Genomic DNA, 24,026 nt, shown 5'->3' on the forward strand with positions numbered 1-24,026 from the left:
TGACGTGAACCACGTATTTTTTGTTATTTTTCGGGCTTATAACGGACGCTCTGTCCTGATATCCACCCCGTAGTCATTGACCAGAGACAGGATTAATGCGTGGCCCTGGATGCGGGCGATAGAGGCCGGAAGCGGCCATTTTGCGCTGGCTCCCGGGGAGAGCATCACCGAATCAGCCAGGGGAAGCGTCCTGCTGTTGAGTGATAATGAAGCCGAGCGGATCACGGCATAATAGCCGGTCGGGTTACTGACCATAAGATGTTTGCCCTGCTGGCTGAACGTGAGCCGTGCGGCAACCTCGGCCGGTGTGCCGGACAGCGCCTGCGGTCGATAGAATATTTTCACTTTACTGGTAACAGCGAGGATCAGCTGGTTCGCGCCACTTTTATCGGTATTGACCGCCGGGAGTTGGCTGAAACTTAGCAGGGACATCTGCTCTTTATCATCCGACGCGTTGCTGCCGGTATAAATCAAGCGCACGGACTGTGCCTTACCCGGTTCGATGCGGAATATATTCGGAAGGGCAATAAACGCATCGCTGTTTTTATTATCTGGCGTATTGTCCTCAACATTAAGCTGCACAAGATAAGGGTGCTGCCCCTGGTTACTAAAATGAAGGGTCTTTTCTTTTAAAGGTGCCGGATAGATTATCCGGGTGCCGGTCAGCACGACGCTTGCTTGCGTTAGCTGGCTAATAAAAAATAAAGCAGTGAAAAGAGAAAATAAAAATATGCGCATCGGTAAACCTCAGACTCAGTCCGGTACTTCCCCGCTATTCACGGGAATATTCTGGCTGCTGGAGGCAGCCAGAAAGAAGATCACGCAGGAAATAACAATTAGAAATAAGACAGCGTGTATTCAGCTACTGCGGTAATCTTACCCGGCGCGGCACCTGCGGCATCGGTGACATAATAACGCGCGCCGAAGTCATGGCTGGCAGAGGTGTCCCCGGCTGCCACGGACAGGCCAGGAACAGATGTCGGACCATTCAGCATCACCGGGGCTCCGCCGGTTCCTGCGTCCATGAGCTGGATACCAAAACCGACGGCTGCGTTCGCGGTAGCGCGGTTCCCCAGTACGCCGGTTGAAGTATCCACATCGTAGCCGAGGAATTTAACGCTGATTGGCAGCGCGTTATCCGCGTCAACCTTACAGCCGCTAACGGAGACGGTGAAAGGGGTCTGGCCCGCAGACTGCCCGGTCGCCAGCGTGGCGCCGAATTCCGTCATTGCTACGGTTGGCAGCATGACCACAGAATTCGTCTGGCCGTTGATGCTGACAATACAGGTCTGGTCCGTGACTTCACCTTCAAACGTGACGGTCGGTGTAGCGAATGCCGCGAAAGGTAAAGAGGAAACCACCAGAGCGGCCAGAATTTTTTTTGATGTAAACATAGTTACTACCCTTTTATTGTATTCCATGTCTGAATATCTTTTCAGTACGCGGAATGATTTATTGTCCAAAGTTATTGTTTAACGGTATGCCAGCAGTAATTTTCCTGTAAAACCTCCATCCTGTTTTTAGCGAATGTAATTTTTAATAAAATATCTTTATCAGCGAGAAATAATAAAAAACTCTTATTGTAGAGCTGAGTGATGGTTTGTGATGTTTTATAAATCCATTTTTATGTGTGGAATTATCCTCGACTGTTAACTGGTCAATTCAATAATATCCTGACAAAGAATTGTCGCTAAGGCGTTGCTTTTTGTCAGTCCATATTTCTCACACATATTTTTCTTAAATGAATAAATAGTTTTCTCGGCTATATTGTATTCTTTCGCGATGCAATTTGGTGCTACTCCTCTGCTTAGTTTCCCGAATAATTCCCGGCATCTGTCCGTCTGGGGGGCATGATTTATTTCGGTTTGTAACGCTTTCCTGATTACGGTGATGAATTCGTCCGGTTTAATACGTTTGGCCAGAAGCAGCGGGAAACTATCGCGCGGGGAAATCTTGATGCAGGAATCGAGAATGATAACCATACGGGATACACAGCTATGGGTCTTTCTCATTAATCTCATTAGCTGGCGACGCAGAGAGTGAGAGCTGACAATAAGCACCACAACATCGTTTATGGATGGACTAAAACAACGTATTTCATCAGCATTGTTTGCTGAGATAAAATTCATTCCAGGGGTTACGCCCCCTATGAAGTCAGGTAAACCAGAAAGATAAAACATATCATCTGATATAAAATAATAATTAACCATTGCTGCGTTTCCTTTTTAACTGACTGCTATGGCAACTATGACAAAAATCACAAACGACTGCTTTAGCGATAATTAGTTAGTGTACGCAGCAGATGTATCCTAGGTTATGGTAAATTTTATTGGTGAAAAATATTTTTTTATCAAAGTGAATTAAAAGAAAACAAAAGTTCCTGATAAACAGTACGTTGAGGTACCGATCAAATGGTGGGAGGATGAGGTTTATGGTGTGAATCGCGGATTTATGTTAATTAAATGTTTGTGCATTGTTTTGCTTATGTAAGCATGACTAATGATAATTAGAAGGTGGTTTGAAATATGACTTCGGGAATTACATAAGTATCCCGTCAAAATGGATTATTCGCTTTTAGACGTCTTCCGATATAGTGATGATATCTTCTGATGAGATCGCCAGGTGAACAACATGATTCACCGAATGCTGGAGTCTCACCGTCATCACTGAAGGGACGGACTCGGACGTGATCTTAATAGCAGGCCAGTTACTTCAATCCAGAGGCCTTTGAACAGACCTCATCTTGAAGACAGAAAATACCTACGGTTGTAGAGTCAATACAAAATGTACTCTGAAGCATCTGTTAAACCCGTGGAAGTTCATTTATCAACCCATTAAACCTGTAAATAATACAATCATCGAAATATGAACCTAAACATTATCAAAAACTTGTACCTGCTTTATATTATCTGTGGCAGCTCAATGCATGTAAATCGGGAAACCTAAAGCTTCATACCTCGAGCAAACAACTCACGGATAAGTTAAGGTAAACGACATCATTCCGTTAGCCTTCCCTGCAGTTACGTGATCACCGGTCTGGTAATAACGTGCTTTCAATGGAACTGAAAATGCACCATCGGTAGAAATTGAACCTAAATCGATATCTGAACCTAATGGCATCGGCTGATCATTTCGCAACAGTTGGATACCTACTCCAGTAGCCGCATCAGCGCCGCCTGCAACGTTCACCACACCTTTATCTGCATCGAATATATCTCCCTCCATTTTTATTTTTACTTTTACACCAGCATCACAATTCATTGGTAGGTTAAAGCTTTTTGTACTGCTTTCTCCCGGGGTTGAGTGCTTGCCATTAAATTTATTTTTTGGTACTTCCTTCATATCGACAGGAATGTAAGTGGTATTCAACGAGCAGGCCGCAGTGGTGATATTAAATGCATTAATGCTGACGACAGCTTCCGGCTCCGTCAAAATAACTAAGTTATTGAGCTGAACGAAAGCACCAACCGGACCTGCAGCCACTGTGCCCGAACCCGTTACGGTGGAAATTTTAAAATAAGCAATTAGCATGTTCCCCACCAACTGTTTTGCGACCATGCCCGTAGTACTCTCACAAAGTTTTAGTGTATCCACTTGACCACGTATAGTATTACTGCCGGAAATGGAACCTGTCCCTCCCGCGCACTGTGACGTTATTCCACTGATGGAATAACCCACCCCAGGCACGTTGGTTTTATAAATCCTACGACCATTAAGCATGGAATCGAAAGTGCCATATGCCTTGATGCCAAAAGTTTGATTTGCAATTATACCGTCTTCATGATCAACACAGCTGTATGCGGTGACCGGCGAGGTGACAATTTGGGTACCAATGAGCGAACCGACGGGAAGGTCACGTCCAATTGTTACGTTCTGCGGTGACACTATGGTTGAAGGTTGCACCGTAGTGCATTCCCATGCCTTTGCGCCGCCTGCAATCATCCACAGCGACAGCAATATTAATAGCTTGTACATTATTTACTCCTTATTAACTGGACGAGGCAGTTAATACTTATGAATTTTCAAAATCTATTCCGCCCATAAAGGCGTAGTTCAGATACATAATGTTAACCCCTCGCTTTTCTAAGCTCTTAGTAAAATTGCGCTCAGAAGATTGCGCCGCAGGCATTTTTATATATAAAAATTATTGTTGATAGTCTACTTTAGCGCATACAGTTAAACTGGTAGCTTTAATGACATAGCAATACAAAAAATAAAATCTCTATTCCCACACCAGCCCTGTAAAATAGAGTTACGTCCACTTATAGGCAGCCACCATCAAATACATTAATCACACAACAAATAATTACCACATTAATAGCCTTTACAACCAAAACAAGAATACATAGAGCTATTTTTCAAGAAATCTATTATCACCTTATTCAAATAAAAATAACACCAGAGTGTCCTTATATTTTTGTCAGAGCGTGCCTTCATCTGTAGGACCTGACCATATCATGACAATAGCATTCTTACGATTTTATAGAATAATTCATATAGTAGTGCGACAGGAAATAATAATAAAAAATCAATGGTTATGTGTTACATGCCCCTCGCCAACAAATTCTGCGGGTACAGGTTCTGATGGGTATCATGATCATACGTTGATTCTGAAGTCTACTAACAGAGCATGCGCGGCAAATTGACTCAATTTTTGATGAAGATGTCCCAAATATGTCCCACAAGGAAAAATCATCAGCTGGAGGAAGTGTGTAAGCGGTTGTTTTTTAATGGTACGCCCTACAGGGCTCGAACCTGTGACCTACGGCTTAGAAGGCCGTTGCTCTATCCAACTGAGCTAAGGGCGCATTAAAATGCGGGGGTTTCGTGGAGTGAAACCGCCTGGAATTATACGGTCAACGCTCGGTGAGTCAATGCCTTTTGCCATCATACTGCCGTGATAACGCTAACTTGCCTGGATATACTGCAAAATTTGGTCAAAGTTCAGCCAACGCCGATTTTCAGCACTTCTTCACCATTTTCGACAATAAACCGCCAAAACAGCCATTTATCGGCCAAATACCCCTGATAAAAAGAGTGTCTTTAGCCTTCTGTTCTGTCAAAGAGGGATAAAATCTTAAACGAGGACTGACAGCGGGGCTGGCTTCTGACAAAATATCCGCATCCCCCTTTCGTTACGATACAGATGGAATCCTCTCTCTGATGGCAGCAAAAATTATTGACGGTAAAACGATTGCGCAGCAGGTACGCTCTGAGGTTGCGGAAAAAGTGAAGGCTCGCACTGCGGCCGGAAAACGTGCCCCAGGGTTAGCCGTCGTGCTGGTCGGCAGCAACCCGGCATCGCAGATTTATGTCGGTAGCAAGCGCAAAGCGTGTGAAGAAGTGGGTTTTATCTCCCGCTCATACGATCTCCCGGAAACCACCAGCGAGGCGGAATTACTGGAGCTTATTGATACCCTGAATGCCGACAACACCATCGACGGTATTCTGGTCCAGCTGCCGCTGCCTGCGGGCATCGACAACGTCAAAGTGCTGGAGCGCATTGCCCCGGACAAAGACGTCGACGGTTTCCACCCCTACAACGTCGGTCGTCTGTGCCAGCGCGCCCCGCGCCTGCGCCCGTGCACACCACGTGGCATCGTCACCCTGCTTGAGCGTTACAACATCGACACCTACGGCCTGAACGCCGTGGTTATCGGGGCGTCAAACATCGTGGGCCGTCCGATGAGCATGGAGCTGCTGCTGGCGGGCTGCACCACCACCGTCACCCACCGTTTTACCAAAAACCTGCGCCAGCACGTCGAAAATGCCGACCTGCTGATCGTCGCCGTTGGTAAGCCAGGCTTTATTCCGGGTGAGTGGATCAAAGAAGGCGCTATCGTTGTTGACGTCGGTATCAACCGTCTGGAAAGCGGCAAAGTGGTCGGGGACGTGGTCTTCGAAGACGCCGCAGAGCGCGCCTCTTACATTACGCCAGTACCTGGCGGCGTCGGCCCGATGACCGTTGCAACACTCATCCAGAACACGCTGCAGGCGTGCGAAGAATATCACGACATACAGGAGGCCTGAGATGGCAAACTTTTCTCTGGGCAAACACCCACACGTTGAACTGTGCGATTTACTGAAGCTGGAAGGCTGGAGTGAAAGCGGCGCGCAGGCAAAAATTTCCATTGCCGAGGGTCTGGTGAAAGTAGATGGTGCGGTAGAAACCCGTAAACGCTGCAAAATCGTCGCCGGCCAGACGGTGAGTTTTGCAGGCCAGAGCGTGACCGTAACCGCCTGAGCCTGAAAAATAAAAATGCCCGGCTTGCCGGGCATTTTTTTAGCGCTTACTTACGGCGCCAGGTAGTACCCTGTGGGCCATCTTCCAGCACGATCCCCATCTCGTTCAGACGGTCACGCGCCGCATCCGCCGCCGCCCAGTCTTTCGCTTTACGCGCATCCAGACGCTGCTGGATCAGCCGTTCGATTTCCGCCACTTCACCGTCGTCAGCCTGCGCGCCGCTTTGCAGGAACAGATCCGGCTCCTGCTCCAGCAGGCCCAGTACGCCGGAGAGCTTGCGCATATGTGCGGCCAGGGCATTCGCCGCCGCAGTATCTTCCGTCTTCAGACGGTTCACTTCACGCGCCATATCAAACAGCACTGAGTAGGCTTCCGGGGTGTTGAAATCGTCGTCCATCGCCTCGATAAAGCGCGCTTCAAAGGCTTCGCCGCCGCTGGCTGCGACCGACGGGTCGGTTCCACGTAGCGCGGTGTACAGACGCTCCAGCGCCGAACGTGCCTGCTTGAGGTTCTCTTCGCTGTAGTTCAGTTGGCTACGATAGTGGCCGGACATCAGGAAGTAGCGAATGGTCTCAGCGTCGTAATACTTCAGCACATCACGCACGGTGAAGAAGTTACCCAGCGATTTCGACATCTTCTCGCGGTCAACCATCACCATCCCGGAGTGCATCCAGTAGTTAACGTACTCGCCGTCATGCGCGCAGGTCGACTGGGCGATTTCGTTCTCGTGGTGCGGGAACATCAGATCCGAACCGCCACCGTGGATATCAAAATGGTTGCCCAGCTGCTTGCAGTTCATCGCTGAACATTCGATGTGCCAGCCCGGACGACCGTTGCCCCACGGGGAAGGCCAGCTCGGCTCGCCCTCTTTCGACATTTTCCACAGGACAAAGTCCATCGGGTTGCGCTTCACATCAACCACATCAACGCGGGCACCGGCCTGCAGCTGGTCGAGGTCCTGGCGTGACAGCTGGCCGTAGTTCGGATCGGTCGGGACCGAGAACATCACGTCGCCGTTGTCCGCCACGTAGGCATGATCACGGGCAATCAACTGCTCGGTGATCTCAATGATCTCGGGAATATGATGAGTGGCGCGCGGTTCAAGATCCGGGCGCAGAATATTGAGCGCATCGAAATCCTTGTGCATTTCAGCAATCATGCGATCGACCAGCGCCACAAAGCTTTCGCCATTCTCATTAGCGCGCTTAATGATTTTGTCGTCGATATCGGTAATGTTACGCACGTACTTCAGCTGATAGCCAAGAAAACGCAAATAACGCGCCACGACGTCAAAAGAGACGAAAGTACGGCCATGACCAATATGACAGAGATCGTAAACGGTAATTCCACACACGTACATGCCCACTTCCCCGGCATGGATAGGTTTAAACTCTTCTTTTTGGCGCGTCAGTGTATTAAAAATTTTTAACATCGAAGATTCCGTGTAGACGTGTGTGGATATAAGTCGCGTATTCTAACCTTAATTCAACCCTGAAGCAGCACACAATGCAAGGTGATCGAACCCTGCGGTTATGCTATAACAGCCCCCTATGTCATGCCCAATTACGGGCTTAAGCACCACAATCACCGGAACAGGATGCAAAAATGGTTACTTTCCACACTAATCATGGCGATATCGTAATCAAGACCTTTGACGACAAAGCGCCGGAAACAGTTAAAAACTTCCTGGACTACTGCCGCGAAGGTTTCTACAACAACACCATTTTCCACCGTGTTATCAACGGTTTCATGATTCAGGGCGGCGGCTTTGAGCCGGGCATGGAGCAGAAAAACACCAAGTCCCCGATCCAGAACGAAGCTAACAACGGTCTGAAAAACACCCGTGGTACTCTGGCAATGGCCCGTACTCAGGCGCCGCACTCCGCTACCGCACAGTTCTTTATCAACGTGGCTGATAACGACTTCCTGAACTTCTCTGGTGAAAACCTGCAGGGTTGGGGCTACTGCGTATTTGCCGAAGTAGTTGAAGGCATGGACGTAGTCGACAAAATCAAAGCGGTTGCGACCGGTCGCAGCGGCATGCATCAGGATGTGCCGAAAGAAGATGTTGTGATCAAAAGCGTCACCGTTAGCGAGTAATTCGTGGCGACACTTTTTATTGCGGATTTGCATCTGCAAACAGAAGAACCGGCGATCACCGCCGGTTTTCTACGCTTTTTAGCCGGTGAAGCCCGCAAGGCGGATGCGCTGTATATTCTTGGCGATCTGTTTGAAGCCTGGATCGGCGATGACGACCCCAACCCGCTGCATCAGGAGATCGCTGAAGCGATCAATGCTTTAACCCAGTCCGGGGTGCCCTGCTACTTTATTCACGGCAATCGCGATTTTCTCGTCGGCCAGCGCTTCGCTCGCGCCTGCGGCATGACGCTGCTGGATGAAGAAGAGGTGCTTGACCTCTACGGTCGTCAGGTCCTGATTATGCATGGCGACACCTTGTGCACTGACGATGCCGGCTACCTGGAGTTTCGTGCCAAAGTGCATACGCCGTGGATCCAGCGCCTGTTTCTGGCCCTGCCGCTGTTTATCCGCCGCCGTATCGCTGCCAGAATGCGCGCCGACAGCAAAGCCGCCAACAGCAGCAAATCGCTGGAGATAATGGACGTTAACCCGCAGGCCGTGGTCGATACCCTGCAGCGCCATCGGGTACAGTGGTTGATTCACGGGCATACTCACCGCCCGGCGATCCATACGTTAGATGCCAACGGCCAGCCGGCGTTTCGCGTTGTCCTCGGCGCCTGGCACAGCGAAGGCTCGATGGTCAAAGTCACCAAAGACGACGTCGAACTGATCCCGTTCCCGTTTTAATTCCCGCCGCATTTTCACCACTTCTCAGGTGACGCAACCGTTTTCCTTACCGAAAGATCATGTTATTCTCTGTGGCCTCTAAAGCAGTGTGAAGCACACCCACAGGAGTTTTAAGACGCATGTCTTCCCGCAATAATTCGGCGCGTATCGCCATCGTGATGGGGTCCAAAAGCGACTGGGCTACCATGCAGTTTACCGCAGAAATCCTTGATGCCCTGAACGTTCCGTACCATGTTGAAGTGGTCTCCGCACACCGGACGCCCGATAAACTGTTCAGCTTCGCCGAAGGCGCGGAAAGCAACGGCTATCAGGTGATTATTGCCGGAGCGGGCGGCGCGGCGCATCTGCCGGGCATGATTGCGGCGAAAACCCTGGTGCCGGTATTAGGCGTCCCGGTACAGAGCGCGGCGTTAAGCGGCGTCGACAGCCTCTACTCTATTGTTCAGATGCCGCGCGGGATCCCGGTCGGTACCCTTGCTATCGGCAAAGCCGGTGCTGCTAATGCCGCCCTGCTGGCCGCGCAGATTCTGGCACAGCACGACGCGGAGCTGCATCAGCGCCTGAGCGCCTGGCGCCGGGCCCAGACCGATGAAGTCCTCGAAAACCCGGACCCGCGGGGTGCGGCATGAAGCAGGTTTGCATCCTCGGCAACGGTCAGTTAGGGCGCATGCTGCGCCAGGCCGGTGAGCCGCTGGGTATCGCCGTCTGGCCGGTCGGCCTCGAAGCCGACCCTGAAGCGGTGCCGTTTCAGCAGAGCGTGATCACCGCTGAAATCGAACGCTGGCCGGAAACGGCGCTGACCCGCGAGCTGGCACGCCATCCGGCGTTTGTTAACCGTGACGTCTTCCCGATCATCGCCGACCGTCTGACGCAAAAACAGCTGTTTGATAAGCTGGGGCTCGCCACCGCGCCGTGGCAGCTGCTGGCGGATAAAAATGAATGGCCGGCGGTATTTGCGCGTCTTGGCGAACTGGCGATTGTAAAACGTCGCGTCGGCGGTTACGACGGACGTGGGCAATGGCGCCTGCGTGCAGACGACATCGCGCAGCTGCCGGACGAAAACTACGGTGAATGCATCGTTGAACAGGGCATCAACTTTTCTGGCGAAGTGTCGCTGGTGGGCGCCCGCGCTCACGATGGCAGCACGGTGTTCTACCCGCTGACCCGCAACCTGCATCAGGATGGCATTTTGCGCACCAGCGTGGCCTTCCCGCAGGCGAATGCCCGCCAGCAGGACCAGGCGGAAAGCATGCTCACCGCCATCATGAACGAACTGAACTACGTGGGCGTGATGGCGATGGAGTGCTTTGTCACCGCCGAAGGCCTGCTGATTAACGAGCTGGCGCCGCGCGTGCACAACAGCGGCCACTGGACGCAGAACGGCGCGTCTATCAGCCAGTTCGAGCTGCATCTGCGGGCCATTACCGACCTGCCGCTGCCGCCGCCGGTAGTGAACAGTCCTTCAGTGATGATCAACCTGATCGGGACCGATCTGAACTACGACTGGCTGAAGCTGCCGCTGGTACATCTGCACTGGTACGACAAAGAGGTGCGTCCGGGCCGCAAAGTCGGGCACCTGAACCTGACCGACAGCGACACCGATCGCCTGAGCGCCACCCTGGAAGCCCTGAAACCGATCCTGCCACCGGAGTATGCGAGCGGTATCTTCTGGGCACAGTCTCAGCTCACCTCGCTTTCCTGAGCCGTTCGGGCGGCTAATGCAGGCTACGCCTCTGCCGCCCGGATGATAACGGCTATTTGCCGGGGAATTGATCTTCACCCTTCCCCGGCATGCCGTCTGGCGCGTAGAATCCCCTCCTTGCTTTAAAAATGCTTTCAGTTTTGACTTCAAAAGGATGACCCATGAAAAATGGGACGGATTACCGCGCCATTCTCACGGCGGATACGCCACTCATTGACGTCCGCGCTCCGGTAGAATTCCAGCAAAGCGCGCTGCCTGCGGCGCTTAACCTGCCGCTGATGAACGACGAAGAACGCGCCGCCGTCGGCACCTGCTATAAACGTCAGGGGGCGGATGCTGCGCTGGCGCTGGGCCATCAGTTGGTTCACGGCGAGATTAGGAAAAGCCGCCTCGCCGCCTGGCGTGAAGCCTGCTTGCGTTATCCGCAAGGCTATCTGTGCTGCGCCCGCGGCGGCCAGCGCTCGCACATCGTGCAGCAGTGGTTACGCGAAGCCGGGATTGACTACCCGCTGATTGTCGGCGGCTACAAAGCGCTGCGCCAGGCTGCGATCCAGTCCACTGAAGAGCTGGTCCAGCGCCCGATCGTGTTGATCGGCGGCTGCACCGGCAACGGCAAGACCCAGTTGGTTTGCTCCCGGCCCGACGGCATCGACCTCGAAGGCCTGGCCCATCATCGCGGTTCATCCTTCGGCCGCACCCTGCGCGAGCAGTACGCTCAGGCCACCTTTGAAAATCACCTGGCCGTCGAGATGCTGAAAAAGGCCGAACAGCATCGTCGGTGGGTGCTGGAAGACGAAGGCCATATGATTGGTGCCAACCATCTGCCGGAGTGTATGCGTAACCGGATGGCACAATCGCCGCTGGCGGTGGTGGAAGACCCGTTTGATATCCGCCTGGAGCGCCTGCGGGAAGAGTATTTTGACCGTATGCACCGTGACTTTATGGCGGCATATGGTGAGGAGCAAGGCTGGCAGGAATACTGTGAATATCTGCATCACGGTCTGTTTGCCATTCGCCGCCGCCTGGGGCTGCAGCGTTTTGCCCAGCTTACCGCCCTGCTCGACGGGGCGCTGGCGGAGCAGTTACGCAGCGCCAGCACCGACGCCCATTTTGCCTGGCTGGTTCCGCTGCTGAACGAGTATTACGATCCGATGTATCGCTATCAGCTGAGTAAAAAAGCGAGCAACATTATCTTCCGCGGCAGCTGGCACGAGGTCGCCGCCTGGCTGGATAATTAGTATGAACCTGCATCCCGGCTGAGCGCAGCGCCAGCCGGGATAGAGGGCGACTTAGAAGTCGTAGCGCAGACGCACCAGGTTCATATCCCCCAGGTTGTCGGTGCTGGACGTAAAGACGTGTTCGTAATCGACGCGGAAGCCATAATCCAGCTGGACGCTGATCCCCAGACCGTTATCAATGCGCTGATAGTTGCGGCCGTTGACGTATTCCAGGCGGTCACCCATAAAGTACGGCTGAATGGTTTTCACCGCGTACTGACCAATCGGGATGGTATAACCGGCGAAATACTCAATCCCCCAGGCATCCCCGGCGAAATAATCATAAACGTCAGTTTTCTTGGTAGTCATAAAGTTCTGATACCAGCCGCCGCCGAAGGAGAAGGTCCAGTTATCCGGTTTCCAGCTCAGCGCGGTACCAAGGATATTCTGGTCATAGGTTTGGTTGTCCGAGGTTGACGGGTCACGCATCTCGGCGCGAGTGTAGTTCCACGCGGTACCCCAGGTCAGATCCTTGGTGATGTGATAATCCACGCCCACCGAACCGCCGCCTTTACGTTTATAGCGCAGGCCATTTCCCGGCAGATACTCATTATCTTCAAACAGATAAGAGGCGTAGAGATCGACATCGCCCGCGCTTTTCTTGTACTTCAGCATATTGCGCGAACGGTAGGAGCCATCGTAATCGCCGTTGATCCCGTTACCCGGTGCCTGGGCCACCATGTCGTAATCCCAGATATCGGTTTTCGCCCCGACCACATCGTAATAAATACTGTTTTGCTGGCCGTAGGTTAAGGTCCCCCAGGTATCGCTTTTCAGCCCGGTATAGAGCATACGGCGTGAGGTGTCATTGGCGCCTTCCGCGTAGTGGTTATCCCAGTCAAACAGCGCCGGAATATTCACCCCCAACTCGTAATAGCTGATCCAGCTAATATCATCAAACAGATAGTAGTCAGCAGCGAAGCGAAAACGTGTCCCGCCATCAAAGCCGTTTCGCTTATAGGATCCCTTGTCACCGTCGCCAGACATCATGTTGAACTGCGGGCGAATACTGCCGCCGACGGTAAAGTTCAGGCGGCTCAGCGGATCGCCGGCCTGCGGGTCCTGCTTCAGCAGCGTAATTTCGGCCTGGGATGCAAAAGAAGTTAACGCCAGTGTTGCGCCGATCGTTATCGCCAGCGTTTTTATTTTATGTGCCATGCTTTTTCCTTGAGTAATAAGCAACCTTATAGTTTCAAGCTGAATATTAACCGCGAATTGGCATGACGTGTTGTCGGGTTTTTAATGTTTAGTGCTGTTAAAAATCAGTGAGTTATCATTTTGTGCCCTTAAAAAAAATGCGCCAGCATTTCTGCCGGCGCATCATCAAACTGTCACGAAATTAGTGGCTGAACTGGCGGAACAACGCCTTGCCTTTTAACAGGCGCAAGCCCAGCCAGCCGCCGCACAGCGAGAGCAGGAGGGCCCCGCACAGAGGGAGCATTACCCACAGCCGCCAGTCAGGCGTCCACGGGAAATCAAACACCTTCGTTTGCAGCATCGCCAGAGCTACCTCTGCGCCGATGGCGGCGACAATTCCGGAGACCACCCCCAGCAACGCGAACTCCGCCCATAAGGTGGTTCGCAGCAGTTTTTTTCCGGCCCCCAACGTTCGCCAGACCACCAGCTCCTGATAGCGCTGGCGCAGGCCCACCTGTACCTGTGCCAGCAGCAACAGAATGCCGCAGGCGGTAACCAGCACCACCATCACCTCCAGCGCCCGGCTGACCTGAGTCAGTACCTGGCCTACCTGACGCAGAATAGCGCCAATATCCAGCAGGCTGACTGTCGGAAATTCGCGGTTAAGCTGGGTCAACAGCGTCGTGCCGTTATCCCAACGGAAGCTGGTCAGCCAGCTCTGCGGCTGACCGTCAAGCGCCGCGGGCGGGAAAATGAAGAAGAAGTTTGGCCGCAGGCTCTCCCAGTCCACCTTCCGCACGCTGGTTACCCTGGCGCTGAAATCCTGGGTATCGCCGGTGAAGGTCACGCTGTCGCCAAGCTTCACGCCCAGCCGCTGCGCCAGCCCCTCTTCAATCGACACTTCCCCGGCTTTTGGCGGCCAGGTGCCGGCCACCAGCGGGTTATGGTCCGGCCGCTCGCTGCGCCAGGTGAGATTCAGCTCGCGGTTCAGCGCTTCGTCTTTATTGCCCTCTGCCGACTGACCGTTAATCTGCGTCAGGCGGGCGCGTACAATCGGATAAAACTCGGTGGCCGTCACATGATGCCCGGCAAGGAACGTTTTCACCGGGTCGACCTGCTCCGGTGCGATATTAATCAGGAAGTAGTTAGGGCTTTCCGGCGGCAGCTGCTGCTGCCAGCGATCCAGCAGATCGCCGCGCAGCACCAGCAGCAGCGCTAATAACATAAACGACAGCGAGAACGCCGCCAGCTGGCTCAGGGTCGACCACGGCTGGCGCAGCAGACGGTTCACCGCCAGGCGTAACGGCAGCGCCTTCAGCGTCACCCGCTTCAGCAGCCACAGCAGCCCCCAGCCCAGCAGGCCGCACAGCAGCGCCAGTACCACCGCCCCCGCCAGAACCGCCCACAGCAGCGGACTGCCGCCCATTAACCACGCCAGCAGGATCACCACAATCACGCAGACCAACGGAATATAGCGCTTCAGCGGCCAGACGTTGGCGACCACATCCTGGCGCAATACCCGCAGTGGCAGGGTGGCCAGCAGCAGCCGATACGGGCGCAGTCCCACCAGCAGCGAAATCACCACCATCGCGCCGATGGCCCACAGCCACGGCCAGCCGCTGGCTGGCGGCAGTGCGGCCGGCAGTACCGGTTTTAGCATCACCAGCAATATTTGCTCCAGCCCTACCCCCAACGCACCGCCGGTAATCACCGCCAGCGCCAGCAGCATCAGCCACTGGCCGACGATCAGCTTACGCAGCTGCGCTCGCCCGGCGCCAAGGGTTTTGAGGATCGCCACCAGGTCGTAACGGCTGCGACAGTAGTGGCTCATGGCCACCGCCACCGCCGCAATCGCCAGCAGCAACGTCAGCAGTGCCGATAGCAGTAAAAACTGCTGCGAGCGCTCCAGCGATTTGCCTAAGGCGCTGTCATCCTGTTCGAGGCCAATCCAGCGATGCTCCGGCCCCAGTTTTGGCAGCAGCCACTGTTCGTAAGCCGCCAGCTGCGGCGCGGTCCCGGCAAACTTATAGCGCCACGAGACGCGGCTGCCGGGCTGCACGGCCCCGGTTTTCGCCACGTCGGCGGTATTCATCATCAGCCGGGGCGCCATCTGGAAGGGATTAAACCCGGCATCCGGCTCCTGAATGACCTCGCCGACAATCTGCAGCGTAGCGTCACCCACATCGATGGTATCGCCGGTTTTGAGATTCAGCAGCGCCATCAGACGCGGCGCCAGCAGCACGCTGCCAGCCTGCGGTTTCAGGCCCGCCGGCTGGGTATCCAGTTTGCCGTAAAGCGGATAGGTATCGTCCACCGCCTTCACATCTGCCAGTTGCGGCGTGTTGCCGGCAAAGGTCATGGTGGCGAAATTGAGCTGCTCGCCGACGGTCAGGCCGAGCCGACGCGCCTCATCAATCCATGCGGCGGGCACTTCACGTGAACTGCGTAGCGTGCGGTCCCCGGCCATAAATTCCCTGCTTTGCTGGCTGAGCCCCTTTTCCATCCGATCGCTGATCGACCCCAGCGCCAACACGCAGGCCACCGCCAGGCTTAACGCCAGCCAGACGATCAGCAGCGAGGGCGAGCGCCATTCGCGCCAGAACCAGCGGGCAATCATGCTTCCTCCTGTAACTGGCCATCCACCAGTCGCAAGCGTCGATCGCAGCGGGCCGCCAGCAGCGGATCGTGGGTCACCAGGATAAGCGTGGTGCCGTGTTCGCGATTGAGGGAAAACAGCAGATCGGCAATTTTGTCGCCGGTGTGTCGGTCAAGGTTCCCGGTCGGTTCATCGGCAAACAGCAGGGCCGGACGACCGTTAAAGGCACGGGCCAGGGCGACCCGCTGCTGCTCGCCGCCGGAGAGCTGCGCCGGAAGATGGTGAAGGCGTTTGCCCAGTCCCAACTGCTCCAGCAACGCCTGGGCACTGCCCCGGCTCTGGTTATCGGTCTCACCGCGCAGCAGTGCCGGCAGTTCGACGTTTTCGAGGGCGTTAAGGGTTGGGATCAGCATAAACGATTGGAAGACAAAGCCGACATGCTTCGCGCGCAGGCGCGCCCTCGCCTCTTCATCCATAGTATGCAGCGGCTGCCCCAGCAAGGAGACTTCGCCACTGCTGCCGTCGTCCAGCCCGGCAAGAATGGCCAGCAGCGTCGATTTACCGGAACCCGACTCGCCGATCAGAGCGATGGTCTGCGCCGGTTTGACAACCAGCTCAACTCCGGTAAGGATGGAAAGCTGATGCTCTCCCTGACCGACGGACTTCTTAAGATGATGAACTTCAAGTATGTTTTCCGCTGGCATTTGCCTTTCCTGTTTTTGATTTTTTTTGTCTGCCGCGCCACGGCGGCAGAGAAGCTATTAGTGCTTGGCGATAGTCTTAGCGCAGGCTATCGGATGGCGGCCACGGCCGCATGGCCTGCGTTACTCAATGACAAGTGGCAGGACAAAACGCCGGTGATCAACGCCAGCATCAGCGGCGACACGTCGCAGCAAGGGCTGGCAAGACTGCCCGCGCTGCTCAAACAGCATCAACCACGCTGGGTGCTGGTCGAACTGGGCGGCAACGACGGATTGCGCGGTTTCCCGCCGCAGCAAACCGAGCAAACTTTGCGTACCGTTATCCAGGATATCAAAGCCGCCAACGCCCGGCCGCTTCTGATGCAAATTCGCCTGCCCGCGAACTATGGCCGTCGGTATAATGAAGCCTTTGGCGCTATCTATCCGGCCCTGGCCAAAGAGTTTGATATTCCTCTGCTGCCCTTTTTTATGGAGGAGGTCTATCTGAAACCACAATGGATGCAGGATGACGGGATCCACCCTAATCGTGATGCCCAGCCTTTTATTGCCGACTGGATGGCAACCCGGTTGGCTCCCTTAGTTAATCATGACTCCTGATCCTCAGGCGTCGCTTGCAGGTAAAGTTATGCAAAAATCGGTTTTAGTTACCGGCTGTTCCAGCGGTATTGGTCTTGAAAGTGCGCTCGATTTAAAACGTCAGGGCTTTAACGTGCTGGCCGCCTGCCGCAAAGCGGAGGACGTGGCGCGCATGCAGACCCTCGGGCTGACCGGTGTGCTGCTGGACCTCGACGATCCCCAGAGCGTGGAGCGCGCCGCCGGAGAGGTCATCACCCTGACCAACAACCGCCTGTACGGCCTGTTTAACAACGCCGGATACGGGGTGTATGGCCCGCTCGCCACCATCAGCCGTCAGCAGATGGAAGCGCAGTTTTCCGCCAACTTTTTTGGCGCCCATCAGCTGACGATGCTGCTGCTGCCGACCATGGAACCACACGGCGAGGGGCGCATTGTCATGACCTCCTCGGTGATGGGGATCATCTCCAGCCCCGGTCGCGGCGCCTACGCGGCCAGCAAATATGCGCTGGAAGCCTGGTCCGATGCGCTGCGCATGGAGCTGCGCTACAGCGGCATTAAGGTCAGCCTGATAGAGCCTGGTCCCATCAGCACCCGTTTTACCACTAACGTTAACCAGACCCAACGCGACAAGCCGGTGGAAAATCCGGGTATCGCCGCACGCTTTACCCTCGGCCCGGAAGCGGTAGTGGAAAAAGTGCGCCATGCTTTCACCAGCGAGAGACCAAAATTGCGCTACCCGGTCACCATGGTGACCCACGCGGTGACGCTGCTTAAGCGTCTGCTGCCCACGCGGATGATGGACAAAATTATTCAGGGCTGAGTTGAAGCTCCGGCTGCCGCCCCCATGTATACCCAAAATCGACTAAAGAGATGCGCTCATGTCAGTACAGAATGTTATCAATATTACCGAAGCTAACCTGCACCAGACGCTGGAACAATCCACGACTGCGCCAGTACTGTTTTATTTCTGGTCAGCACGCAGCCAGCACTGCGAGCAGCTGACGCCGGTTCTGGAAGGACTGGCCGCGCAATATAACGGTCAGTTTACCCTGGCGAAGGTGGACTGCGACGCCGAGCAGATGCTCGCCTCACAGTTTGGCCTGCGCTCCATCCCGACGGTTTACCTGTTCCAGAACGGCCAGCCGGTTGACGGCTTCGAAGGCCCGCAGCCGGAATCGGCCATTCGCGCGCTGCTGGATAAAGTCCTGCCGCGTGAAGAAGAACTCAAAGCCCAGCAGGCGCTGGCGCTGATGCAGGAAGAGAAATATCTGGAAGCGCTGCCGCTGTTGAAAGACGCGTGGCAGCTGTCAAATCAGGATAGCCAGATTGGCCTGCTGCTGGCGGAAACGCTGATCGAGCTACAGCGTTCTGACGAAGCCGAAGCGGTACTGAAAACCGTGCCGATGCAGGATCAGGACACCCGTTTCCAGGGGCTGGTCGCACAGATTGAACTGCTGAAACAGGCCGCAGACACCCCGGAAATTCAGCAGCTGCAACAGCTGGTTGAACAGAATCCCGATGATGCGTCCCTGGCGGCCCAGCTGGCACTGCAGCTGCATCAGGTCGGTCGTAACGACGAAGCGCTGGCGCTGCTGTTCAGCCATCTGCAGAAAGATTTGGACGCCGGTGACGGCCAGGTTCGTAAAATGCTGCAGGAGATCCTTGCCGCGCTGGGTACCGGCGATGCGTTAGCTGCGAAGTACCGCCGTCAGCTCTATTCCCTGCTGTACTAACCGTCACGCCCCGCACTTCTCTCCGGCGGCGCTGCGCACCTGACCGGGCTACGGATCTTACCCTGTAGCCCGGACAGGTGCGCAGCACCGCCTCCGGGGCAGCAACTTATGCGCTTTTTTTCAACTGCGTCACCATCAGCTGATGGCGAGCGTTGAAGAACTTCCGGTAGGTCAGATACCCGGCGATAATCGTCGACAGACTGGCGGTCGACAGCAGCATAAACGTCACCATAATCTGATATTTAATCGCCTTCACCGGGTCGATCCCGGCAAAAATCAACCCTGACATCATGCCGGGCAAACTCACCAGCCCAACCGTTTTGGCCGAATCTATCGTCGGTATCAACGAGGCGCGAATGCTGTCGCGAATTAGCCCTGCCGCCGCCATTTTCGGCGTGGCACCAAGACTGAGCTTCTCCTGAATTTGCTGCTGCTCGCTGCTAAAGCGCTGGCCCATATTGTTGTAACACAGCCCAACCGCCACCATCGCGTTGCCGGCCACCATGCCGGCGATGGGGATCACCTGCATCGGCACAAACGTAATCGACCCCGAAAAGACCAGCACCGCCAGCGTCAGCCCGGCGCCGGTGGTAATCGCAATAAATGACGATATAAAGGCCTTATCAATATATTTGCTGCGCTTTTGCGCATTCCACGCCGCGTTAAAGCAAATAAACAGCACCATTAACAACGTCAGCAGTACGTGGTTAACATTAAAAATATATTTCAGAACGTAGCCGACAATAATCAGCTGGACCACCGCCCGGCACACGCTCCAGATAATATCTTTTTCCAGCGCCAGCTTTTCCCGATAGCTCACGATAATAGCGATCAGCACCAGAACCATCGAAAGCGCCAGCGACTCATTGGTAATATTATGCCCGTTCATGGCTCACCTCCTGAACATTACCCGCCGCCGGCTGCAAGGTTATCACTTCATCAGCATGGGCAATTTCATTGCTATCGTGGGTGACCCACAGCACCGCCATATTTTTTTCCTTCACATAACCATGAATAATATCGTTGACGTTGCTTTTATTGTTTTCATCCAGCGCGCTGGTCACCTCATCCAGCAGTAAAATCTGCGGTAGAAACTGCAGATTACGGATTAACGACACGCGCTGTTTTTCACCGCCGGAAAGCTCGTGGATCGATTTCTCCAGCGTATTCGCCGCCAGATCGAAGCGCTGTAAATCAGCGATCAGCGCTGCAGGGTCTGGCTGTTGCTGACGGATCTGCCAGGGGAATATCAGATTGTCATACACCGAGTCGCCAAACAGCGCCGGGGTCTGAGCGCAATAAGAGACCTGCTGGCGGTAAGTTTCCGGGGAGAGCGTCGTAATATCCCGGTCCTTAAAAAAAAGGTGTCCCGACGTTGGGCTAAGTAACGACGCGATAATTTTTAGCAACGTACTTTTTCCACAGCCGGAAGGTCCGGTGATCAGCGTAAATTCACCCGCCCGAAGCTGGAGATTGATATTATTCAGGATGATCGTCTCATCGCTGCGAAAACCCACGTTTTCAAGACGCAAAATAGCGTTATTGTCCGTCATGATTGATCCACTTAAGTTTGCAAAACTCAGGTAGTTTACTCCACTTTTCTTTCACCAGGATGAGGAGAAAGATATACTCAGTTTAAACATGCGCTTTTTTCCCGGCGCATCATCAGGCTATAAAACAGGAGGTTTTTGATGCTGATTTTTATCCCAGTCCTCATTTTTGTCGCACTGGTTATTGTGAGCGCCGGTGTAAAAATTGTCCCGCAGGGCTACCAGTGGACCGTCGAGCGTTTCGGCCGCTATACCATGACGCTACAGCCAGGCTTGAGTCTGGTGGTGCCGTTTATGGACCGCATCGGCCGTAAAATTAATATGATGGAACAGGTGCTGGATATTCCCTCGCAGGAGGTCATTTCCCGCGATAACGCTAACGTCACTATCGATGCCGTCTGTTTTATTCAGGTTATTGACGCGCCAAAAGCGGCCTATGAGGTCAGTAATTTGCAGCTCGCCATCATCAACCTGGCGATGACCAACATTCGTACGGTCCTCGGTTCGATGGAGCTCGACGAAATGCTCTCCCAGCGCGACAGCATCAACACCCGCCTGCTGCATATTGTCGATGAAGCCACCAACCCGTGGGGCGTGAAGATTACCCGCGTCGAAATTCGCGACGTGCGCCCACCGGCGGAGCTTATCTCCTCGATGAACGCCCAGATGAAGGCCGAGCGAACTAAACGTGCCTACATTCTTGAAGCCGAAGGGATACGCCAGGCAGAAATCCTCAAAGCCGAAGGGGAAAAGCAGTCGCAGATCCTCAAGGCGGAAGGTGAACGCCAGTCGGCCTTCTTGCAGGCCGAGGCCCGCGAACGTTCCGCCGAAGCGGAAGCCCGCGCGACGCAGATGGTCTCATCAGCGATTGCCTCCGGGGATATTCAGGCCATTAACTACTTCGTTGCCCAGAAATATACCGATGCGCTGCAGAAAATTGGTTCCGCCAATAACAGCAAAGTGGTGATGATGCCGCTTGATGCCAGCAGCCTGATGGGTTCAATTGCCGGGATCAGTGAACTGATCAAAGAAGGGTCCGGCGAACGGAAAAAATCATGATTGCGCTCATTATTGCCCACCCGCATCTGTTCTGGCTGAGCCTCGGCGGGCTGCTGCTGGCGGCGGAAATGCTGGGTGGCAACGGCTATCTGCTGTGGAGCGGCGTCGCTGGCGTGATCACCGGTTTGTTGACCTGGATGTTACCTTTCGGCTGGGAGTGGCAAGGGACGCTGTTTGCCACCCTGACGATGCTGGCAGCCTGGCTGTGGTCGCACTGGCTGCGCAGGCAGGTGGCGCGACAGAAACCTGCCGACGCGCAGCTCAATCAGCGAGGAAATCAGCTGATTGGCCGCACCTTTATGCTGGAGAATGCTTTGGTGAACGGTCGCGGTCATGTTCGCATCGGCGACAGCTCATGGCCAGTGATCGCCGATGAAGACCTTGTCGCCGGCAGCCGCATTGAGGTGCTGGCCGTCGAAGGGATTACGCTGCGGATCCGCGCCGTGACGCCTCGCGGCTAAGCCTGAGCCTTGCGATGGCAGCAGCCGGAAAGATTGTCAATAATCGGGCAATCCGCGCTGTCATCGCCGGGGCAGGATTCCGCCAGCGCCAGCAGGTGGCTGCGCATACTTTGCAATTCGCTGATGTGCCGCTCGATATCGGCTACTTTCTCCAGCGTCCGTCGTTTGACGTCGGCACTATGCCGCGACGGATCGTTAAACAGAAAGATCAGTTCACGACACTCCTCAAGATTAAACCCAACCTGCCGTGCCTGGCGCAGTAAGGTCAGTTCATCCAGATGCCGCTGGTTGTAGCTACGATAGCCGTTATCGCTGCGCAGCGGCGGCGTGACCAGCCCCTTCTCTTCATAAAAGCGGATCGCTTTACTGGTTAAGCCGGTTTTTTTTGCCACATCGCTGATATTCACATGTCCTCCACCAGTTGGCAGCCTACAGAGCATCATTATACCCCACTTCCCTTTATCGCCCACCACGCAACGTCTCAGAAAACCGCCTCCTTTCTGAGTAGCGCATCCGGAGCATCATTTTTTGTAACAATCGCTTGTTATAAGTGATCGTTTTCGCAATTCTGACTCTTTTATCTTTTAATTCTACGCGGGTAGAATTATTAATTTATGAGAAAAATACAATATCTACGCGAGTAGAATGCAAAAAGTTAAACCTGTGACTTTTGTCGACAGCTTACTTCAAGGAGTTCTTATGAACACACATTCATCCTCTGTTCCCCTGACTGACAGCCAGCAGGCTGCCCAAGAGCGTCTGGAAACACCCGAAGGGCGCCAGGAATTCTGGCGAGCGACATTTTCCTGCTGGTTAGGCACGACAATGGAATATGCCGATTTTGCCCTCTACGGACTTGCCGCTGGCATTATCTTTGGCGATGTATTTTTCCCACAGGCCACCCCTGTCATGGCGCTTCTCTCCAGCTTTGCCGCTTATTCCGTTGGTTTTATTGCTCGTCCTATCGGCGCGCTTCTGTTTGGCTGGATAGGCGACCGGCACGGTCGTAAAATTGTCATGGTGATCACCATCGGCTTGATGGGATTATCAACTATGTTAATCGGCTTAATTCCCAGTTATGCGCAAATTGGCGTATGGGCACCAGCATGCCTGGTTATTCTGCGATTCTCTCAAGGGTTAGGGGCCGGAGCAGAACTTTCTGGCGGCACCGTGATGCTTGGTGAATACGCCCCCGTGAAGCGCCGCGGGCTGGTCTCTTCCATTATTGCTCTCGGTTCCAACAGCGGCACCTTACTGGCTTCTCTGGTCTGGCTCATCGTATTACAGATGGACAAAGATGCTTTGCTCAGTTGGGGATGGCGCATTCCTTTCCTCTGTAGCATTCTCATCGCCGCGACGGCGCTGTTCATTCGCCGCCATATGCGTGAAACGCCGGTCTTTGAACGCCAAAAAGAGCTTCTCAGAGCTGAACGTGAAAAATCGCTGCTCCTCGGCCAGGAAATGAAACAGCACGACACTCGTAGCTTCTGGCGGCGTACCCGTGCGTTCTGGACGATGGTCGGCTTACGCATCGGCGAAAATGGCCCTTCCTACCTCGCTCAGGGCTTTATCATTGGCTATGTCGCAAAGGTTCTGATGGTTGATAAATCGGTCCCAACGGTGGCGGTATTTATCGCGTCTATTCTGGGGTTCGCCATTATTCCGTTGGCGGGTTGGCTTTCCGATCGCTTCGGCAGACGCATCATCTATCGTTGGTTTTGTTTATTACTGATCCTTTACGCATTTCCGGCCTTTATGCTCCTCGACTCCCGTGAGCCGTGGATTGTTATCCCCACCATAATTACCGGTATGGGACTCGCTTCGTTGGGTATTTTCGGTGTCCAGGCGGCCTGGGGCGTTGAGCTTTTTGGCGTAACTAACCGCTATACCAAAATGGCCTTCGCCAAAGAGTTGGGCTCGATTATGTCGGGCGGTACCGCGCCGCTGGTGGCCTCGGCGCTACTCTCGTTCTACGGGCACTGGTGGCCTATTGCAGTCTACTTCTCATTGATGGCCACCATTGGTCTGGTGACCACCTTTTTCGCCCCAGAGACGCGCGGACGGGATCTCAATTTACCCGAGGACGCAATTTGAGCGCAGAGAACGGTGGGTGTGCGCTCTTTACCGAAGATTTTTGGGTTACAACACCTTATGCTGTGCGGAA

The 24,026-nt window shown here is 54.1% G+C and carries 24 protein-coding genes and 1 tRNA gene; 13 read left to right on the top strand and 12 right to left on the bottom strand.

The annotated features are described in order from the left end of the window. Window positions 1-36 precede the first annotated feature (36 nt). The 5 genes from ACMYSN_RS08770 to ACMYSN_RS08790 all read right to left on the bottom strand — a co-directional run bounded on the left by ACMYSN_RS08770 (window position 37) and on the right by ACMYSN_RS08790 (window position 4,808). Window positions 37-738, bottom strand: coding sequence for a fimbrial biogenesis chaperone (locus ACMYSN_RS08770; protein ID WP_462497727.1), 702 nt, complete (start codon window positions 736-738; stop codon window positions 37-39). A 98-nt stretch (window positions 739-836) separates the two neighbouring features. Further along, entirely contained in the window at window positions 837-1,394 is a 558-nt protein-coding gene (locus tag ACMYSN_RS08775; RefSeq protein WP_462497728.1) for a fimbrial protein, read from the bottom strand. Between the two features lie 255 nt (window positions 1,395-1,649). Further along, window positions 1,650-2,210: a LuxR C-terminal-related transcriptional regulator gene (locus ACMYSN_RS08780; protein WP_462497729.1), complete on the bottom strand. Its 561-nt coding sequence runs from the start codon at window positions 2,208-2,210 to the stop codon at window positions 1,650-1,652. Window positions 2,211-2,970: 760 nt separating this feature from the next. Then, window positions 2,971-3,975: a fimbrial protein gene (locus ACMYSN_RS08785; RefSeq protein ID WP_462497730.1), complete on the bottom strand. Its 1,005-nt coding sequence runs from the start codon at window positions 3,973-3,975 to the stop codon at window positions 2,971-2,973. 756 nt (window positions 3,976-4,731) lie between these two features. Continuing rightward, window positions 4,732-4,808, bottom strand: a tRNA-Arg gene (locus tag ACMYSN_RS08790). A 355-nt stretch (window positions 4,809-5,163) separates the two neighbouring features. On the opposite strand from ACMYSN_RS08790, the gene folD reads away from it, so the two are divergent. Both folD and ybcJ read left to right on the top strand, forming a co-directional pair. After that, window positions 5,164-6,030, top strand: a complete 867-nt coding sequence (folD, locus tag ACMYSN_RS08795) for a bifunctional methylenetetrahydrofolate dehydrogenase/methenyltetrahydrofolate cyclohydrolase FolD (RefSeq protein WP_123755776.1) — start codon at window positions 5,164-5,166, stop codon at window positions 6,028-6,030. 1 nt (window position 6,031) lies between these two features. Then, the gene (gene ybcJ, locus ACMYSN_RS08800; RefSeq protein WP_462497731.1) at window positions 6,032-6,244 is read left to right on the top strand and encodes an Hsp15 family protein; all 213 of its coding nucleotides are present in this window, start codon (window positions 6,032-6,034) and stop codon (window positions 6,242-6,244) included. Window positions 6,245-6,290: 46 nt separating this feature from the next. Here the strand turns inward: ybcJ and cysS are convergent, their stop codons facing one another. Next, a complete protein-coding gene (gene cysS / locus ACMYSN_RS08805) occupies window positions 6,291-7,676 on the bottom strand; it encodes a cysteine--tRNA ligase (RefSeq protein ID WP_462497732.1) in 1,386 nt (461 codons plus the stop codon). A gap of 173 nt (window positions 7,677-7,849) precedes the next feature. Here cysS and ppiB point away from each other — a divergent pair, with 173 nt between their 5' ends. From ppiB to mnmH, 5 genes are all read left to right on the top strand, one after another. Further along, window positions 7,850-8,344, top strand: coding sequence for a peptidylprolyl isomerase B (ppiB, locus tag ACMYSN_RS08810; protein WP_123755773.1), 495 nt, complete (start codon window positions 7,850-7,852; stop codon window positions 8,342-8,344). 3 nt (window positions 8,345-8,347) lie between these two features. Then, entirely contained in the window at window positions 8,348-9,070 is a 723-nt protein-coding gene (gene lpxH / locus ACMYSN_RS08815) for a UDP-2,3-diacylglucosamine diphosphatase (protein WP_462497733.1), read from the top strand. A 119-nt stretch (window positions 9,071-9,189) separates the two neighbouring features. Then, the gene (gene purE / locus ACMYSN_RS08820; RefSeq protein ID WP_462497734.1) at window positions 9,190-9,699 is read left to right on the top strand and encodes a 5-(carboxyamino)imidazole ribonucleotide mutase; all 510 of its coding nucleotides are present in this window, start codon (window positions 9,190-9,192) and stop codon (window positions 9,697-9,699) included. After that, the gene (purK, locus tag ACMYSN_RS08825) at window positions 9,696-10,772 is read left to right on the top strand and encodes a 5-(carboxyamino)imidazole ribonucleotide synthase (RefSeq protein ID WP_154143529.1); all 1,077 of its coding nucleotides are present in this window, start codon (window positions 9,696-9,698) and stop codon (window positions 10,770-10,772) included. The genes purE and purK overlap by 4 nt, the downstream gene beginning before the upstream one ends. Before the next feature lie 161 nt (window positions 10,773-10,933). Next, the gene (gene mnmH / locus ACMYSN_RS08830) at window positions 10,934-12,010 is read left to right on the top strand and encodes a tRNA 2-selenouridine(34) synthase MnmH (protein WP_462497735.1); all 1,077 of its coding nucleotides are present in this window, start codon (window positions 10,934-10,936) and stop codon (window positions 12,008-12,010) included. 51 nt (window positions 12,011-12,061) lie between these two features. Here the strand turns inward: mnmH and ACMYSN_RS08835 are convergent, their stop codons facing one another. From ACMYSN_RS08835 to ybbA, 3 genes are all read right to left on the bottom strand, one after another. Then, complete coding sequence (locus tag ACMYSN_RS08835) at window positions 12,062-13,207, bottom strand: porin (protein WP_462497736.1); 1,146 nt, start codon at window positions 13,205-13,207, stop codon at window positions 12,062-12,064. 181 nt (window positions 13,208-13,388) lie between these two features. Then, the gene (gene ybbP, locus ACMYSN_RS08840; protein ID WP_462497737.1) at window positions 13,389-15,803 is read right to left on the bottom strand and encodes an ABC transporter permease; all 2,415 of its coding nucleotides are present in this window, start codon (window positions 15,801-15,803) and stop codon (window positions 13,389-13,391) included. After that, window positions 15,800-16,486 carry a putative ABC transporter ATP-binding protein YbbA gene (gene ybbA, locus ACMYSN_RS08845; RefSeq protein ID WP_123755766.1) on the bottom strand — a complete coding sequence of 229 codons (687 nt, stop codon included), beginning with the start codon at window positions 16,484-16,486 and terminating at the stop codon, window positions 15,800-15,802. The genes ybbP and ybbA overlap by 4 nt, the downstream gene beginning before the upstream one ends. Here ybbA and tesA point away from each other — a divergent pair. Genes tesA through ACMYSN_RS08860 form a run of 3 tightly spaced genes read left to right on the top strand, consistent with a single transcriptional unit; the run spans window position 16,457 to window position 18,792 of the window. After that, a complete protein-coding gene (gene tesA / locus ACMYSN_RS08850) occupies window positions 16,457-17,080 on the top strand; it encodes a multifunctional acyl-CoA thioesterase I/protease I/lysophospholipase L1 (RefSeq protein ID WP_187043054.1) in 624 nt (207 codons plus the stop codon). The genes ybbA and tesA overlap by 30 nt on opposite strands. Continuing rightward, entirely contained in the window at window positions 17,070-17,879 is an 810-nt protein-coding gene (locus ACMYSN_RS08855) for an SDR family oxidoreductase (RefSeq protein ID WP_462497738.1), read from the top strand. Before tesA ends, ACMYSN_RS08855 begins: the two co-directional genes overlap by 11 nt. A gap of 58 nt (window positions 17,880-17,937) precedes the next feature. After that, complete coding sequence (locus ACMYSN_RS08860) at window positions 17,938-18,792, top strand: tetratricopeptide repeat protein (protein WP_462497739.1); 855 nt, start codon at window positions 17,938-17,940, stop codon at window positions 18,790-18,792. A 106-nt stretch (window positions 18,793-18,898) separates the two neighbouring features. Here ACMYSN_RS08860 and fetB read toward each other — a convergent pair whose 3' ends face one another. Beyond that, the gene (fetB, locus tag ACMYSN_RS08865; protein WP_462497740.1) at window positions 18,899-19,681 is read right to left on the bottom strand and encodes an ABC transporter permease; all 783 of its coding nucleotides are present in this window, start codon (window positions 19,679-19,681) and stop codon (window positions 18,899-18,901) included. Beyond that, window positions 19,668-20,345 carry an iron ABC transporter ATP-binding protein FetA gene (gene fetA, locus ACMYSN_RS08870; RefSeq protein ID WP_462497741.1) on the bottom strand — a complete coding sequence of 226 codons (678 nt, stop codon included), beginning with the start codon at window positions 20,343-20,345 and terminating at the stop codon, window positions 19,668-19,670. The genes fetB and fetA overlap by 14 nt, the downstream gene beginning before the upstream one ends. Before the next feature lie 138 nt (window positions 20,346-20,483). Here fetA and ACMYSN_RS08875 point away from each other — a divergent pair, with 138 nt between their 5' ends. Then, on the top strand, window positions 20,484-21,401 hold the full coding sequence (locus ACMYSN_RS08875; RefSeq protein WP_462497742.1) for an SPFH domain-containing protein: 918 nt from the start codon (window positions 20,484-20,486) through the stop codon (window positions 21,399-21,401). Next, the gene (locus tag ACMYSN_RS08880) at window positions 21,398-21,862 is read left to right on the top strand and encodes an NfeD family protein (protein ID WP_462497743.1); all 465 of its coding nucleotides are present in this window, start codon (window positions 21,398-21,400) and stop codon (window positions 21,860-21,862) included. The genes ACMYSN_RS08875 and ACMYSN_RS08880 overlap by 4 nt, the downstream gene beginning before the upstream one ends. Here the strand turns inward: ACMYSN_RS08880 and cueR are convergent. Further along, complete coding sequence (gene cueR / locus ACMYSN_RS08885; protein WP_462497744.1) at window positions 21,859-22,269, bottom strand: Cu(I)-responsive transcriptional regulator; 411 nt, start codon at window positions 22,267-22,269, stop codon at window positions 21,859-21,861. The genes ACMYSN_RS08880 and cueR overlap by 4 nt on opposite strands. A gap of 292 nt (window positions 22,270-22,561) precedes the next feature. Between cueR and ACMYSN_RS08890 the strand changes: the two genes are divergently transcribed. After that, entirely contained in the window at window positions 22,562-23,956 is a 1,395-nt protein-coding gene (locus ACMYSN_RS08890) for an MFS transporter (protein WP_462497745.1), read from the top strand. The last annotated feature ends 70 nt before the right edge of the window (window positions 23,957-24,026 follow it).

This window comes from Klebsiella sp. R445 (assembly GCF_051131755.1).
Classification (GTDB): Bacteria; Pseudomonadota; Gammaproteobacteria; order Enterobacterales; family Enterobacteriaceae; genus Klebsiella; species Klebsiella lignicola.